General features: G+C 69.8%; 14 protein-coding genes. 4 read left to right on the top strand and 10 right to left on the bottom strand.

Annotated features, from left to right (window positions below; translation table 11 throughout):
- Nucleotides 1–105: 105 nt before the first annotated feature.
- The 4 genes from AB0N16_RS02895 to AB0N16_RS02910 form a co-directional block, all read right to left on the bottom strand.
- The gene (locus AB0N16_RS02895; RefSeq protein WP_365792348.1) at nucleotides 106–954 is read right to left on the bottom strand and encodes an RNA polymerase sigma factor SigF; all 849 of its coding nucleotides are present in this window, start codon (nucleotides 952–954) and stop codon (nucleotides 106–108) included.
- Between the two features lie 148 nt (nucleotides 955–1,102).
- On the bottom strand, nucleotides 1,103–2,035 hold the full coding sequence (locus tag AB0N16_RS02900) for an anti-sigma factor RsbA family regulatory protein (protein ID WP_365792350.1): 933 nt from the start codon (nucleotides 2,033–2,035) through the stop codon (nucleotides 1,103–1,105).
- Nucleotides 2,035–2,373, bottom strand: a complete 339-nt coding sequence (locus AB0N16_RS02905) for an STAS domain-containing protein (protein WP_365792352.1) — start codon at nucleotides 2,371–2,373, stop codon at nucleotides 2,035–2,037. Before AB0N16_RS02905 ends, AB0N16_RS02900 begins: the two co-directional genes overlap by 1 nt.
- Nucleotides 2,374–2,620: 247 nt before the next feature.
- Nucleotides 2,621–3,025 (bottom strand): ATP-binding protein, encoded by a 405-nt coding sequence (locus tag AB0N16_RS02910; protein ID WP_365792354.1) that lies wholly within the window; start codon nucleotides 3,023–3,025, stop codon nucleotides 2,621–2,623.
- A gap of 267 nt (nucleotides 3,026–3,292) precedes the next feature.
- On the opposite strand from AB0N16_RS02910, the gene AB0N16_RS02915 reads away from it, so the two are divergent.
- The 3 genes from AB0N16_RS02915 (at nucleotide 3,293) to AB0N16_RS02925 (ending at nucleotide 7,180) form a co-directional block, all read left to right on the top strand.
- Nucleotides 3,293–3,823 carry a methanogen output domain 1-containing protein gene (locus AB0N16_RS02915; RefSeq protein WP_365792356.1) on the top strand — a complete coding sequence of 177 codons (531 nt, stop codon included), beginning with the start codon at nucleotides 3,293–3,295 and terminating at the stop codon, nucleotides 3,821–3,823.
- On the top strand, nucleotides 3,820–5,451 hold the full coding sequence (locus AB0N16_RS02920) for a SpoIIE family protein phosphatase (protein ID WP_365792358.1): 1,632 nt from the start codon (nucleotides 3,820–3,822) through the stop codon (nucleotides 5,449–5,451). The genes AB0N16_RS02915 and AB0N16_RS02920 overlap by 4 nt, the downstream gene beginning before the upstream one ends.
- Nucleotides 5,452–5,971: 520 nt before the next feature.
- Nucleotides 5,972–7,180 (top strand): phospholipase D-like domain-containing protein, encoded by a 1,209-nt coding sequence (locus AB0N16_RS02925; protein ID WP_365792778.1) that lies wholly within the window; start codon nucleotides 5,972–5,974, stop codon nucleotides 7,178–7,180.
- A gap of 550 nt (nucleotides 7,181–7,730) precedes the next feature.
- Here AB0N16_RS02925 and AB0N16_RS02930 read toward each other — a convergent pair.
- The gene (locus AB0N16_RS02930) at nucleotides 7,731–7,901 is read right to left on the bottom strand and encodes a hydrophobic protein (RefSeq protein ID WP_324942219.1); all 171 of its coding nucleotides are present in this window, start codon (nucleotides 7,899–7,901) and stop codon (nucleotides 7,731–7,733) included.
- A 138-nt stretch (nucleotides 7,902–8,039) separates the two neighbouring features.
- On the opposite strand from AB0N16_RS02930, the gene AB0N16_RS02935 reads away from it, so the two are divergent.
- Entirely contained in the window at nucleotides 8,040–8,213 is a 174-nt protein-coding gene (locus AB0N16_RS02935; protein WP_365792360.1) for a CsbD family protein, read from the top strand.
- A 491-nt stretch (nucleotides 8,214–8,704) separates the two neighbouring features.
- Here the strand turns inward: AB0N16_RS02935 and AB0N16_RS02940 are convergent, their stop codons facing one another.
- From AB0N16_RS02940 to AB0N16_RS02960, 5 genes are all read right to left on the bottom strand, one after another.
- Nucleotides 8,705–9,550, bottom strand: coding sequence for an RNA polymerase sigma factor SigF (locus tag AB0N16_RS02940; RefSeq protein WP_365792362.1), 846 nt, complete (start codon nucleotides 9,548–9,550; stop codon nucleotides 8,705–8,707).
- Between the two features lie 96 nt (nucleotides 9,551–9,646).
- Nucleotides 9,647–11,410 (bottom strand): thiamine pyrophosphate-dependent enzyme, encoded by a 1,764-nt coding sequence (locus tag AB0N16_RS02945; RefSeq protein WP_365792364.1) that lies wholly within the window; start codon nucleotides 11,408–11,410, stop codon nucleotides 9,647–9,649.
- Between the two features lie 13 nt (nucleotides 11,411–11,423).
- The gene (locus AB0N16_RS02950; RefSeq protein WP_365792366.1) at nucleotides 11,424–13,007 is read right to left on the bottom strand and encodes an FMN-binding glutamate synthase family protein; all 1,584 of its coding nucleotides are present in this window, start codon (nucleotides 13,005–13,007) and stop codon (nucleotides 11,424–11,426) included.
- 198 nt (nucleotides 13,008–13,205) lie between these two features.
- On the bottom strand, nucleotides 13,206–13,940 hold the full coding sequence (locus AB0N16_RS02955) for an NAD(P)-binding domain-containing protein (RefSeq protein ID WP_365792368.1): 735 nt from the start codon (nucleotides 13,938–13,940) through the stop codon (nucleotides 13,206–13,208).
- A 104-nt stretch (nucleotides 13,941–14,044) separates the two neighbouring features.
- Entirely contained in the window at nucleotides 14,045–14,638 is a 594-nt protein-coding gene (locus AB0N16_RS02960) for a helix-turn-helix domain-containing protein (protein ID WP_365792370.1), read from the bottom strand.
- Between the last annotated feature and the right edge of the window lie 149 nt (nucleotides 14,639–14,787).

Consider the following 14,787-nt stretch of genomic DNA (forward strand, 5'->3'; position numbering starts at 1 on the left):
CATCGACCGACGCCTGCCGCCCACCTCGACGGCAGCGCGTCGCCCGGTTCTGGACGGCATCCGCCGACGGACTTCGCAGACCTGGCATCGCGTTGCCGGTGGGCCTCAGCGGTGGGTGAGCATGCCTTCGCGCAGGCGGCTCAGGGTCCGTGACAGGAGTCGGGAGACGTGCATCTGGGACACGCCCAGGTGTTCGCCGATCTGGGCCTGGGTGAGTTCTTCCACGAACCGCATGTGGATGATCTGCCGGCCCCGCTCATCGAGTTCGGCGAGCAGCGGAGCCAGGGTGTGGAAGTCCTCCACCAGTTCCAGCGCCTGGTCTTCGGCACCGATGAAGTCCTGCAGGGCGCTCTCGCCGTCTTCGCTCCCGCTGATCGCGGCGTCCAGGGAGGAGGAGTTGTAGCCGTTGGCGGCCAGACGGGCCTCCCGCACCTCTTCCTCGGACAGGCTCATCAGCTCCGACAGCTCCTGGACCGTGGGCGTGCGGCCGAGCCGGCTTCGCAGTTCCTCGGTGGCGCGGGCGAGTTCGACGCGGGCTTCCTGCAGCCGGCGCGGCACGTGCACGGCCCAGGTGGTGTCGCGGAAGAACCGCTTGATCTCGCCCACGATGTAGGGGATCGCGAACGACGTGAACTCCACTTCGCGCGTCAGCTCGAACCGGTCGATGGCCTTGATCAGGCCGACCATGCCGACCTGGACGATGTCCTCCATCTCCTCCGCGCCGCGGCTGCGGAACCGGCCGGCCGCGTATCGGACCAGGGACATGTTCATCTCGATCAGCGTTCCGCGGGCGTAGCTGTACTCGGGGGTGCCCTCTTCGAGGACCGTCAGCTGTTCGAAGAAGAGCCGGGACAGCTGGCGAGCGTCCTTGGGCGCCACCCGGGAGGGGTCGGCGACCTCCGGCAGCTCGCTCGTTCGTGCGTCCAGTGCCGCCGGAATGCTCATGACCGCCATGCTGTGCCCTCCCAAAGTTCGAGCCGACCACTACCGCCTGCACAACGGCCGACGGCGCAGCGCCTACCCCGTACTCCCCTACCTATACCTGTGCTGTGTCGAGACCTGTACCCGTGCTGTGTCGAGCGGGCCCGCCACCTGGTCCTGGTCAGCTGGGGAGGTAACAGCGAATGGTGGTGCCGTCCGGGCCGGTGTGGACGCGGACGAGGTCGGCGAGTTGGTGGACGAGTAGGAGTCCACGGCCGCCGGGCTGCGTGGGATTCGGCGGGCGCCGGCCGGCCAGGGGGTCGGTCAGCTGTCCGCCGTCGTGGACCTCGCAGACGATCCGGTCGCTCTCGGCCCAGATCCGCAGTGTCCCCGAGCCGGCGCCGTGGATGACGCTGTTGGTGGTCAGCTCCGCCACCGCGAGTTCCAGATCTCCCAGGCTCACGCCGGACACGCCCAGGGACCGCGCCTGGGACACGGCGAAGTCGCGGGTGTCGGGCAGTGTCTGGGCGGCGAACGGGCGGGCCGCGGCGTCGAGGGGCGCGAGCAGTGGCTCGTTGTAGCGGGCGATGATCTGCTCGGGGCCATAGGCGGCGGATGGCGTCTGGCCATCGGCGTCGATGACGACCGGGTGGGTCGCCAGGGCGTCGATGAGGGCCTGCTCGTCCAGCTTCCCCGCGTCGTAGGGGCACAGGATGGTCACCGCGCGCCCGGTGAAAGCGGTGTTGATCAGCGCCTCGTGCTGGACGCACGCCGGGTACTCGACGGCGGAACGACCCTGCCAGATCGGCTCGCCGATGATGCGGACCCGGCGGGCGCCCGGCTGGGCGTCGGCGAACTTGCGCAGCACGCTGGGGATGATGCGGCCGGGGTTGCGGCCGGCCTGGGTCATGTCGATGAAGCGCACCTCCGCCGCTCGCTCACCCAGCCCCTCACGGATCAGCTCCAGGCGATCCGGCGGAGCGGCGACGGCTGCGGGCTCACCGGCGTCCAGCCCTTCCCGCAGAAAGGGAACGGTGCCCTCGATGTACTGGTCCGCGCCGCGGTAGAAGAGAGCCGGGTGAACGAACGGCTCGTGCGAGGTGGCTGTGCTCATCAGGCAGCCACCTCGATCGCGACGATGTCGGGCCAGAAATGCTCAAGGATGCGTGGCACCTGCGGCGGTGGCCCGTGAAGCACGATGCGCTGCCCCTCGGGGAGACGCTGGGCGGTGACCGCCAGGTCCGTCACACCGGCCACATCCACGAACCTCACCCGGGACAGATCCATGTGCAGCACATCCGCGCGACGCTCGACCAACTGATTCAGCGCCTGCTGCCATACGGACCGTGTGTTCATGCTGATCTCCCCTATCGCCCCCAGCCCCGATCTGTCAGGCAACGGATCGATCTGCAGTACCGCGCCCCGCGGCGGCACGGCGCAGAACCCGTCCACGCCAGGTACGACATCCACGCTCTTGCCCCCAGTTCCCCGGGCTCGGCCGCACGGCGGCTCTACCGATCGCCTTTCACGATACTCGGTCAGACACCGCGGACGCCCAGTCCGGCCAGGCGTGGGGATCGGGCCGGGCCTGGCCTGCACGGTCCCGGGGAGGCGAGCTGGTGCACTTCATGCGACCGAGTAGGTGTCCTCCCGCAGTGGCGCCCATGCTGACTCACGCTCGGGGAGGGGGAGGGCGAGCTCAGGGAGCGAGGCTGAGTTCGGCCCAGACCGTTTTGCCGGGGTGGCGCGGGGTGACGCCCCAGCGGTGCGCGAGCCGTTCGAGGAGCTGCATGCCGAAGCCGCCGGGCTCGGTGTTCTTGGTGACATGCAGGCGCGGCCAGCGGTCGCTGTAGTCGCTGACCGCGATGCGTAGCAGCCGGCCGTTCCAGGTGAGTCGGATCAGGGGTGGGCCGGCGCCGTGGCGGATGGCGTTGGTGATCATTTCCGAGACGAGCAGTTCGGCGGTCTGGATCATCCGGTGCTGGTGCAGCGGGCCGCCGAAACCTTCCACGCAGTCCCGGACCCAGTGCCGGGCGGCCGCGATGCTCTCCGTGACAGCGGGGAAACGCGTCTCGCAGGATGGGATGGTCGATTCGCCGTTCACGAGATTCCTCCAACCTGGGTGGCGGCCCCGTTCTGCCGCCGGCTGGCGCTGCGTACAGCCGGTCGCAGTCATCTCTCGGGTTACCCCTGCTCGCCTGGTGAACCATCTGTGTCCGCCGAGCGACGGGCTGATCCTGTGAAGGGTTGATCGCCACTGTCGACGGGACTGGTGGTGGGGGGCTGGAGGGCGCTGGCAGAATCATCCCGTCACACGACATGAGCCACGCCGGTCGCGCTGCCGCCGGGGCCCGAGGGCGAGGGAGCCGGCATGCAACAGGTTTCGGATGTGGAGATTCCCCTGGACCGTGACGTGTTCCTGCGGACTTTGGTGCGTGAGCTGGCGACGTCGCTGGAGTCGGTGATCGGCCTGGAGGAGGCGGCCGGCTACGTCAGCCTCGTGGGGCAGGCCGTCGGCACGCAGATCGACGAGATGTACCTCAAGGCCCTGGGAACGGACCGGCTCACGGGTGAGCAGGTCGCCGAGGCGCTGGTGGACCTCAAGCGTCGCATCAACGGTGACTTCTACGTCATCGAGCACGACGAGACGAAGATCGTGCTGGGCAACCGGGTGTGCCCGTTCGCGGAGAAGGTGGTGGGCCGCGAGTCGATGTGCATGATGACGTCCAACGTCTTCGGCACCGTGGCCGCCCGCAATCTGGGCTATGCGAGGGTGGAGCTGGGGGAGACCATCGCCCGCGGCGACGCCGGCTGCCGTGTGTCGGTGCACCTGGTCCCCGACGTGGACGTCGAGACGGTGAGCGGCCGTGAGTACTTCGGCGACCGGGCTGTGGCTCCATGACCCTTGGCCTCTTCAGGGCCATCACCAGACCGCTGCCCCATCCGGTGCTGCTGTGCGGGGCCGACGGCCGCGTGCTGGCCGCCAACCCTGCTGCCGGCCGCTGTGACGACCGGCTGCGCCCGGGCGCCAGCGTCTTCGATCTACGGCCCGACGACACCCCGCTGCTGCGTCAGCAGCTGGCTGGGTGGCTGCGCAGCGGCAGTCCCGTGCCCGGCGCGCTGGTCCTCAAGGACGCCGACGGCCGCACGCGGCGCTTCCGCTGTCACGGGGCACGGGCCACTTGGTGGGACGGCCCGCAGCCGGCCGTGCAGCTGCACCTCGTCGAGGCCGGGACGTCCGACCGGTTCGTCATGCTCAGCCAGCAGGTGGAGGCGCTGAACCGGGAGGTGGCCTTCCGCCGAGCCACCGAAGTGGACCGGGCGCGGCTGCTGGCCGCCGAACAGGCCGCCCGGGCCCAGTTGCAGTACCTGTACGACCTGACCGCCGCCCTGGCCGCCGCGATCACCCTCGCGGAGGTTTCCCGGGCCGTCAGCGAGGCGGCGCCGGCCGCCCTGGGGGCCACCGCGGCGGAGCTCTATCTGCACTCGGCACGGCTGGTACCGCCCTTGCAGCCGGAGGACAACGGCCTTCCGGTCGGCGCGGGCGGCTGGACCGACCTGGACCGGCCGTCTTCCTCGGACCGCCCGCTCGCTGGTGAAGCCGCGGACGCGGTGCCCTTCGCCCTGTCGCTGGAGGCGGACGGCGTCCACCTGGGCATGCTGATCGTCTACGGTTCAGACGGCTCCACCGCTCCCGAGCATGTGACGGCTGTGGCCCAACAGATCGCCCAGGCCCTGCGCCGAGCGGGCCTGCACGAACACGAGCACCGGGTCGCCGAACGCCTGCAGCTCAATCTGCTGCCCCGGCTGCCGCAGCTTCCCGGCCTGGAGACGGCCACCTGCTACGCCCCGGGCAGTGACCTGCTGTCGGTCGGCGGCGACTGGTACGACGTCTACGACGTGGACGCCGATCACATCGGCCTGAGCATCGGCGACGTAGCCGGCCACGGACTGCACGAAGCGACCGTCATGGCACAGATCACCGCCGCCCTGCGCAACATCGTGCCGCGCTGCGGCACCGACCCCGCCGCCGTCCTCGACGAAGTCAACACCTTCCTCGGCCGCTACCACCCGGAGCACATGGCCACCGCCTGCTACCTGGTCTTCGAGCGCCGAACCCGCACCCTGACCTACGCCACCGCCGGCCACCCGCCGCCCCTGCTTCTCCACGCCGACGGCTCCAGCACCTACCTCAACCAGGCCACCTCCCCGCCCCTCGGCCCAGTCCGGGGCATCCGCTACCGGCAGGCCGACACCACCGTGACCGAGGACGACACGCTGCTGCTGTACACCGACGGGCTGATCGAGCGCCGCCGCGAAGACCTCGCCGTAGGAATGCAACGGCTGACCGAGTTGGCCCGCACCACCAGCGGCCTGGACATCACCGAACTGTGCGACCGCTTCCTGCACCACCAGCCCGAGGCGGCGTTTCCCGACGACCGGGCCCTGCTCGCCGTCCGCTTCTCGCACCGGCCTGGCCGCCCCTCCACTCGGCGACAGCAGGGCGCAGGGGCGCCGAGGACGGCGTGAGCCCTCGCCCTCGGCAGGTCGGCGCTCGGCAGAACGAGGATGCGCGCATCCGTGGGCACAGCCCCTGGCCTCCTGGGCCGCCACGCCGGCCAGTACGTGCCGTGCCGGTCGCCACCCCTCATCAGCTGACGGCGACGGGCCGCCTCCTGGCGGCGGCCGGTGGATCTCGCCCGCGTCCGGTGGCAGGCGGAGGCCGTCCCGGTGAGGAGCGGATCGGCTGTCCCCACGCGGGACAGAGCGGTCGCGGACGAGTGGGTCGGAGCGGGCCATGACCAGGCAGACCAGCGGGCCACCCACCTGACGCTCCGCCGGAAGCAGCGTCGAACGAGCGTCGGCACGGCACGACGGTGGTCGCCCGAGTGACGTCGTCGGCAAAGACTGTGCGGCTGGCGTCGCGGTGTCGGTGGGCTCGGACCAGGCAGACTGCTGGAGTGCCGCGGTGCCTGCCGGGAATGTGGTTGTTCAGGCCGCCCAGCGCCCGTGGCGTTCTGTCTTCATGGTCCAGAGTGGGAGATTCGGCGTGATAGTCGACGGCATACCGGCACCCCCTGCGCGCGACACCGCGCCTGACCCGGCAGCGCGCAAGCAGCGCCTACGCCGTCGCCTGGAGCGACTGATCGGCGTGGCCGCCACCGAAGGCAATGACCTGGTGCCCCTGCGCAACGGTGATGAGATCTTCCCCGCGATGCTCGGGGCGATCCGTTCGGCCCGGCACACCGTCGACATGATGACGTTCGTGTATTGGCGGGGTCAGATCGCCCACGACTTCGCCGTCACTTTGGCCGAACGCGCCCGCGCGGGGGTGCGCGTGCGACTGCTGCTCGACGGCTTCGGCGCCAAGGAGATCGAGGGGCGGCTGCTGGATCTCATGAGCGCCGCGGGCGTGCAGGTGGCCTGGTTCCGCAAACCCGTGTGGCTGTCACCGTTCAAACAGAACCACCGTTGCCACCGCAAGGCCCTCATCGTCGACGAACACACCGCCTTCACCGGCGGCGTCGGCATCGCGGAGGAATGGAGCGGCGATGCCCGCAACCCTGCCGAGTGGCGCGACACCCACGTCCAGGTGCGCGGCCCGGCCGTGGACGGCATCGCCGCCGCGTTCGCGCAGAACTGGGCCGAGTGTCATGACGAACTCTTCGATGACCGCGACCGTTTCGCGGAACACCCGCAGGCCGGCTCGTCGGTGGTACAGGTCGTGCGCGGCTCCGCAAGCATCGGCTGGCAGGACATGCAAACCCTCATCCGGGTCATGCTCACCTCCGCCGAGGAACGCTTCCGGCTGGCCACCGCCTACTTCGCCCCTGACGCCTACTTCATCGACCTGCTGTGCCAGACCGCACGTCGCGGCGTGCGTGTCGAGATCCTGCTGCCCGGCCCCCACACCGACCAGCGCGCCTGCCAGCTCGCCGGTCAACACCACTACACGCGTCTGCTGCAGGCCGGCGTGCACATCCGCCAGTACCAGCCGACCATGTTTCACGCCAAGATCATCACTGTGGACTCGGTCGCCTCTCTCATCGGATCCACCAATTTCAACCGCCGGTCCATGGACCACGACGAAGAAGTGATGCTCGCCGTCCTGGACGAGGAGTTCACTGCCTCCCTGGACCGCGACTACGAGGCGGACCTGCGCCACAGCGTGGGCATCGAGCTCACTCGATGGAGACGACGGGCAGTGCTGCAACGGGCCAAGGAGGTCGCCGTCACCCCGATCCGGCGCTTCCTGTGAGCCGACCGGCACCCTGGCACGATGGCGAACCGCAGGATCCGCCCGAGCCGGCCAGCGCCGCACGCGTGAAGCGAAGGTGCCCCGGCTCTGAGCCGCTCTCCGCATCCAGGTATCGAAGCACTGTTACGTCTCCCCAGGGTCAGGCTTCGAACGGGAGCCGACGCTGAAAGGCAACGGGAGGTCCGTACGGGCGTGGTCGGGGCTGCGACGGATCAGCTCGGCCGTGGTCGCTTTCCCCCGGCCACCTCGGTAGCCGCGCGCCGGCCACTGCGTCCGGGAGTCGCGCCACGGGATCTCCGCACGCCGCCGCAGCCCGGCTGGACGCACGGCCGCCGGTAGGGCCAGGGGCGGGACACGGCAGGAGGTCGCGCTGGTTCCCTCGCGCGTGCGTGTCCCGTCCCCGGCTGCAACACGCCTACCCCGCTGCCATATTGCACGCCTATGTGCTGTATGACCCCTTACGTACCAGGTCGCCTCACGTCCGGCATGCGCACGGGGCCCGGCCGTCATGTCGGCCGGGCCCCGTGATGAAGGCGCGCTGCGGGTCAGATCACCATCGGTACCAACGACCTCGGCCGCCACCCGCGGTGGTGGAGCGCATGACGAAGCCGAGAAGCCACAGCACCAGGACGACGACGGCGACCCACCAGAGGATCTTGACGGCGAAGCCGGCACCGAAGAGGAGCAGGGCAAGAAGCAGAACAAGCAGCAGGGGAACCATGTTTATCAACCTCCTGCACGTACGTCTGCCCTGCAATTCCGTCGCCATTCACCGACTACGCTTGTTTGTGAAATGAACGCCGGGGCACCAGCGGGTTACCGCGACAGCGGCACACGAGTTATCAGGAGGTACTCCTCCATGACTGCCGGCGAGAAGGCCAAGGCAAAGAGCGAGCAGGCCGAGGGCAAGGCCAAGAAAGCCGTGGGAAGCGCCATCGGAAACGACCGTATGGCTGCTGAGGGGCAGGCTGAGAAGAGCACGGGTGATGCCCGTGAGGCCAAGGAAAAGGCGAAGGACGCGTTCAAGCGCTAAACCCGCATTCTCCACCGAGAATTCGAAAGGGGCCTGCCCGGCAATGACTCCGGGAAGGCCCCTTTCGACGGATCGGCGAGGGCCGAACACGCAGGCACTGAGTCTCGCCTCAACTACTCATCGGCCTTTTCACCGCCACCATGCCGACCATTTCCCGTCCATGGCCGTCGCCCAGGTGCCACCAGGCCCGCACCGCATGCCGCAGGCCGCTCCGGTCGCGTCCCGCGCTCTGCTGCGTGGCACCTTGCGGCAGATGGCCGGACAGTCGTCGGCGGCATGGACGTTGATCATCGTCGGAGGGGCGAAGGCCCGTGGTCGGGGTCCAGCGATCTGAGGGTCTTCCGCCGGGCGTTGCGCGCCCTGCACCGGACCAGCGCGCACCGGCCGGTGAGGCACTGCACCCGACGTCTCCCCCGTTCCGCGGGACGCCCGGCAGCCGGGTGGCTGCCGGGCGTCCGACCGTCAGACGGTGCTGAGCACGTCTTCGCGCGTCAGCCGGTGCTGAGCATGCCTTCACGCAGGCGGGCCAGGAGACGGGAGATCAGCCGGGAGACGTGCATCTGGGAGACACCGAGACGTTCACCGATCTGGGCCTGGGTGAGTTCCTCCACGAACCGCCAGTGGATGATCTTGCGGTCGCGTTCGTCGAGTTCGGCGATCATCGGGGCGAGGGCGTGGAAGTCCTCGATCAGGCCGAGGGCGGCGTCCTCGTCGCCGATGAAGTCCGCCAGCGCGGCCTCGCCCTCCTCGCTGCCGTTGATCGCCGCGTCCAGGGAGGCGGACTTGTAGCCGTTGGAGGCCAGTTGGGCCTCGACGACCTCGTCCTCCGGAAGGCTCATCAGCTCGGAAAGCTCTGCGGTGGTCGGTGTCCGGCCCAGTCGGCTGCGCAGTTCCTCGTTGGCGCGGGCGAGTTGGACGCGGGCTTCCTGGAGCCGGCGCGGGACATGGACGGCCCAGGAGGTATCGCGGAAGAACCGCTTGATCTCGCCGACGATGTACGGCACGGCGAAGGAGGTGAACTCGACCTCGCGGGTCAGCTCGAAGCGGTCGATCGCCTTGATGAGTCCGATCATGCCGACCTGGACGATGTCCTCCATCTCCTCCGGCCCGCGGCTGCGGAACCGGCCGGCCGCGTAGCGGACCAGGGACATGTTCATCTCGATCAGCGTGTTGCGCGTGTACTGGTACTCGGGCGTTCCCTCCTCCAGGACGGCCAGCCGGTCGAAGAACGGCTTCGACAGCTCCCGCGCGTCCTTCGGCGCGACCTTCGAAGGATCCGTGATCTCCGGCACATCCACCGTCTGCTCGGCGGTCAGCATGGTCGTCGTCGGCATCATGGCGCCCTCCCAGTCGATCAGCCTCGTCCTCGCCGGTCCATCGTCCGGCAGGCTCGCGTCTACCCCGTCCGCCGAGCGGCATTCCTCGAACTGTTGTCAGTTCCCGCCGGACTCTCCATGGCTGCGTACGACTTCCTTCACCTTGGCGACCGCGAAACCCCAGCCCTGCTCGACGGTCGGCTTGGCCGGGACGGCGATCTCGTCGGGGTTGGTGAGGACGTCCAGCAGGACCGGTCCCGGACTGCCCAAGGCGCGTCGCACGGCGCCCTCCACGTCGGCCGGGTCGGTCACACGGATGCCGGTGATGCCCATGGCTTCGGCTACGGCGGCGAAGTCGGGGTTGTCGAGTACGGTGCCGAACTCGGGCAGGCCGGACTGCTCCTGTTCGAGTTTCACCATGCCCAGCCGGCGGTTGTCGAAGACGACGAGCTTGACGGGAAGGCGGTACGTCTTCAGGGTCATGAGGTCGCCGAGGAGCATGCTCAGTCCGCCGTCCCCGCAGAAGGCCACGACCTGGCGCTCGCGGTCCAGGCACTGGGCGCCCAGGGCCTGGGGCATGGCGTTGGCCATCGAGCCGAGGTTGTAGGAGCCGATGAGGCGCCGCTCGCCACGCATCTCGACGAAGCGCGAGAGCCACACGGTGGCCATGCCCGTGTCAGAGGTGAAGACGGCGTCATCGGCCGCGATCCGGTCGACGGCCGCGGCCAGCGCCTCGGGGCGGATGTCATGGGCGCGGTTGTCCAGCGCGGAGCGGATACGGCCCACCACGCCCTTGTCGTGCGACGGATCGGCGAGCCGGGCCTGCCCGGTGCGCCACTGGTCGAAGCGTTCACGCGCCTTCTCCAGGTGCGAACGGTCACGTGCGCCTTCCAACCCGGCGGGCGCGGCGGCGAGGTCGTCCAGGAGGTCGCGTACGGTGGCGCCGGTGTCTCCCACGAGTCCGACGTCGACCGGTACCCGGCGTCCGATATGGGTGGCCTCGGTGTCCACCTGGATCACGGTCCGGCCCTCGGGATACCAGTCCCGGTAGGGGAAGTCCGTGCCGAGCAGCAGCAGGGTGTCCGCGTCCTGGAGGGCCGCTGCGGCGGCGGGGTTGCCGATCAGCCCCGTCTGGCCGACCTGGAAGGGGTTGTCGTCGCCTTCGAAGCCCGCCTTGGCCTTCAGGGTGAGCACCATCGGTGCGGCCAGGCGGTCGGCGAGGGTGAGGACGTCCTCGCGTGCGGCGCGGGCGCCCTCACCGACGAGCAGGGTGACCCGTTCGGAGCGGTCGAGGAGTTCCGCGGCGCGGTGGACGGCCGGCCCGTCCGGCCGGCTCACCGGGGCGTTCAGGGAGAACCGGGCCGGCCGGTCGGCGGTCAGTTCCCGCTCGCCCAGGTCACCCGGCACCGTGAGAACGGCGACGCCCCTGCGTCCCAGTGCGTGACGCACCGCCGTCTCCAGCATCTGCGGAAGCTGGTCGGGAGAGGTGATGGTCGCTCGGAACACGGCCACATCCCTGAAGAGGGCGTCGTTGTCGACCTCCTGGAAGTAGTCACTGCCGAGTTCGGCGAGCGGCACCTGGCCGGCGATGGCCAGGACCGGAGCGTGGCTCTTGGCCGCGTCGTACAGCCCGTTGAGGAGGTGGACGGAACCGGGTCCGACGGTGCCCATGCACACGCCGAGGGTGCCGGTGAGCTGCGACTGGGCGCTCGCGGCGAAAGCCGCCGCCTCCTCGTGCCGGCAGCCCACCCATTCCAGGCCGTCGGTGGTGCGGATGGCGTCGGTCAGGGGATTGAGCGCGTCTCCCACGACGCCGAACACCTGGCGCACGCCGAGCTCACTCAACGCGTCGACGATGACGCGGGCAACAGTACGGGTCACGTAGTCCTCCAGGTCACACGGTGAAACGGTCGGGGTCGGCGGCCTGCCAGTCGGCCACCCAGGAGGCGGGCGGCTCGGCGAGCAGCTGCCCTGGCGCAAGCCACTCGTACAGCTCCTCGAAGGAGCGCTCGGTGCAGGGGTCGACGCGCCGGCGGAGCATGTGCGGACGCAGTTCCGCGGGATCGGTGACACCCATGGACGCCATGATCTGCAACGCGCTGGCCACGGTCGCTTGCTGGAAACGCTGGACGCGCGTCGTCTTGTCGCCTACGTCGAGGGCGCGGGCACGCCGTGGGTCCTGGGTCGTGACACCCGTGGGGCAGGTGTTGGTATGGCACCTCTGCGCTTGGATGCACCCGACGGCGAACATCATCGCCCGCGCAGCGTTGCCGTAGTCGGCGCCCTGCACCATTCGTTTGACCAGGTCAGTGCCGGTGGCGATCTTGCCGCTCGCCCCGATCTTGATCCGATCGCGCAGACCCACGCCCACGAGGGCGTTGTGAACGGTGTGCAAGCCCTCGGTGAGCGGGGTGCCCACATGGTCCGCGAACTCCAGCGGCGCCGCACCGGTCCCGCCCTCGGCGCCGTCCACCACGATGAAATCAGGCGCAGTGCCCTCCTCCAGCATGGCCTTGCACACGGCCAGGAACTGCCGGCGGGAGCCCACACACAGCTTGAACCCGGCAGGCTTGCCACCGGACAACTCGCGCATGCGAGCAACGAAGCGCACGAGTTCGCGCGGGGTGGAGAACACCCGGTGGTACGGCGGGGAGACGACCGTCCGCCCCTCGGGCACGTCGCGGACCCGGGCGATCTCGGCGTTCACCTTGGCTCCCGGCAGAACACCGCCGATGCCGGGCTTCGCGCCCTGCGACAGTTTCAGGGACACACACCGGACGTGATCGTGTGCGGCCTTGTCGGCGAACTCGGCCGCGTCGAAATCGCCTTCCTCGGTACGGCAGCCGAAGTACCCTGTGCCGATCTCCCACACGAGGTCGCCTCCCGGACGGAGGTGATACTCGGACAGCCCGCCCTCACCGGTGTCCTGGGCGAAACCCCCGGCCGCGGCACCCGCGTTGAGCGCGAGGACCGCGTTGGCGGAGAGCGAGCCGAAGCTCATCGCCGAGACGTTCAGCAGTGCCATGTCGTACGGACGGCTGCAGTCCGGTCCGCCGATCCTCACGCGCGGCGGGTCCTTCGGCACCGGGCACGGCGCCATCGACGGGACCAGGAACTCGTGACCGGGCTGGTACACGTCCCGCTCGGTGCCGTAGGGCTCCTCCGCGTCGGTGCCCTTGGCGCGCTCGTAGACGATGCTGCGCACGTCCCGGTCGAAGGGGCGCCCGTCATAGTTCCGCTCGATGAAGTACTGCTGCAGCTCCGGCCGTACGCGCTCCAGGAGGTAGCGGGCACGGCCGAGGACGGGATAGTTGCGCAGCACCGAGTGCCGCCGCTGCACCAGGTCCCAGGCGCCCAGCACCCCCGTGAAGATGAGCGGGGCGGCCGCGAACCACCAGTAGGGCGAGATCCCGAGCGCCGCGGCCAAAGCCCCGAGAGCGGCCACCAGAGTCAGGAGGATGATTCCAACGCGTGTCACTCCTGGCGTGTTGCCCGGTTATCGATCGCCATGCGCGACAGCCGGCCACTGGACGCTCCCAGTCGCCGTGGCCGCCGGACGGGCCGCGAGAGCCCCCGGCCACGCTCGTCAGGCGGGAGGCCGATCATGGCGCCGAGGTAGCGGACGCATTGCCGCCGCCCTCGTGCCGCTGCGTGCACGAGAGTCGCGTCGGGTGACTCAGCGGTGGGCGGCGCGGTTCATCTCGACGACGTCCTCCAGGGTGGCCGTGGCCGGGAGGTTGGCGAGGCGTTCCGGCACGCTGTCGCGGATGCGGGCGTCCTTGACGCGGTCGGCCGCGGCCAGGGCCGCCGGCAGCTCGTCGAGGGTCAGCTCGGTGCAGTAGGCGGGGCTGTTCGGCTGCTGGCGCCAGGAGTCGGCCAGCGTGCCGGCGTCGTAGGGGTCGAAGCCGGTGTCGTCCACGAGCTGCATCGCCACGCGCCGCGCCTCCTCGGTGTCGCCGGCGACAGGGATGGCGAGACGGCCGGGCGTTCCGGCCGGAACACCCTTGGTCCGCTGGGTCTCTGCCAGGGCGGCATTCCACGCCTTGACCACGGGGCGCCCCAGCTGCTCGGCGTTCCACACGCTCTCGATCTCGCCGTTGTCCACGGCTTCGATCTGCCCGTTGAGGTGCGGATAGTAGTTCGAGGTGTCGATCACCACCGTCTCGGCGGGGACCGAGGCGAACAGGCCGGCCAGCTTCCCCGCCACCCCGAAGGGGATGGCCAGGACGATGGCGTCCCGGCCCAGTACGGCGTCGGCGAGGTCCACCGCGCGGGCCCCGGACTCCAGCACCTCCGCCCGGACGGCCTCGGGGCCGCGGGCGTCGGCCACCTGGACGTCGTGACCGGCCGTGCTGAGCCTGGCAGCGAGGTTCCCGCCGATGGCGCCGGTGCCTATGACGGTAATTTTCATGATGTGTTCCTTGAGAGGTTGTGCCGCCCCTGAGGGCAGCGCGATGTGATGGCCGTGTGGTGGTGCCGCTGGCGTTGCGGGATCGTGGCGGGGCGCCTGGCGGTTTACGCCTGGGTGTCCCGCCGGCGGTAGCCGCTCGCGATGAGCGTGCGGAGCCGGTCGAGCGACTCCTCCTCGGTTCCGGTGCCCTTGATCCAGGCAACGGAACAGGCGGCGAGGAACAGGTCGTGCCCCCGCACCGACGCGCGCACGCGTCCCGCGAGCTGCGCGGCTCGCACGTACTGATCGGTGGCGGAGATGAGGATGTCGCAGGGAATCGTGAGCGGGTTGTCCGGCTCCTGCGCCCGGGCCGCGGCCATGAGCGGATCCGGTAGCCCGCTGAAGGCGCTGAAGTACTCCTCCATCGCCCGCAGCCACTGCTCCAGCGCCTCGGCCGGGTCGCCGAGCTGGTCGATGTCCTCCTGGCGGGCCACCAACTCCTCGGAGCGCGTCTGCAGCACAGCTGCCAGCAGCGCCTCCCGGGTGGGGAAGTGCCGGTACAGGGTGCCGGGCCCGACGCCCGCCTCCTTGGCCACCGCCTCAAGGGAGGTGCCGACCCCGTGCTGCAGGAAGTGACGCTGCGCGGTCTCCAGGAGGGCCGCGCGGTTGCGCTGGACGTCCGCGCGGGGCTTGCGTCCCCGCTGTTCACCGGCGCTCATGCGCCCTCCTGCCTGCCGTGATCCTGCGGCCGCATCAAAACGGATGCTGCCTCCGCACACCTGCGAGAGTAAAGCGGAGGCAGCATCCGGTCAAACCGGCGGCCTGAGCGCCGAGCCCGGACGGCGCAGCAGGCCGACAAATGTGGCCG

It is taken from the genome of Streptomyces sp. NPDC051105 (assembly GCF_040682795.1).
Classification (GTDB): Bacteria; Actinomycetota; Actinomycetes; order Streptomycetales; family Streptomycetaceae; genus Streptomyces.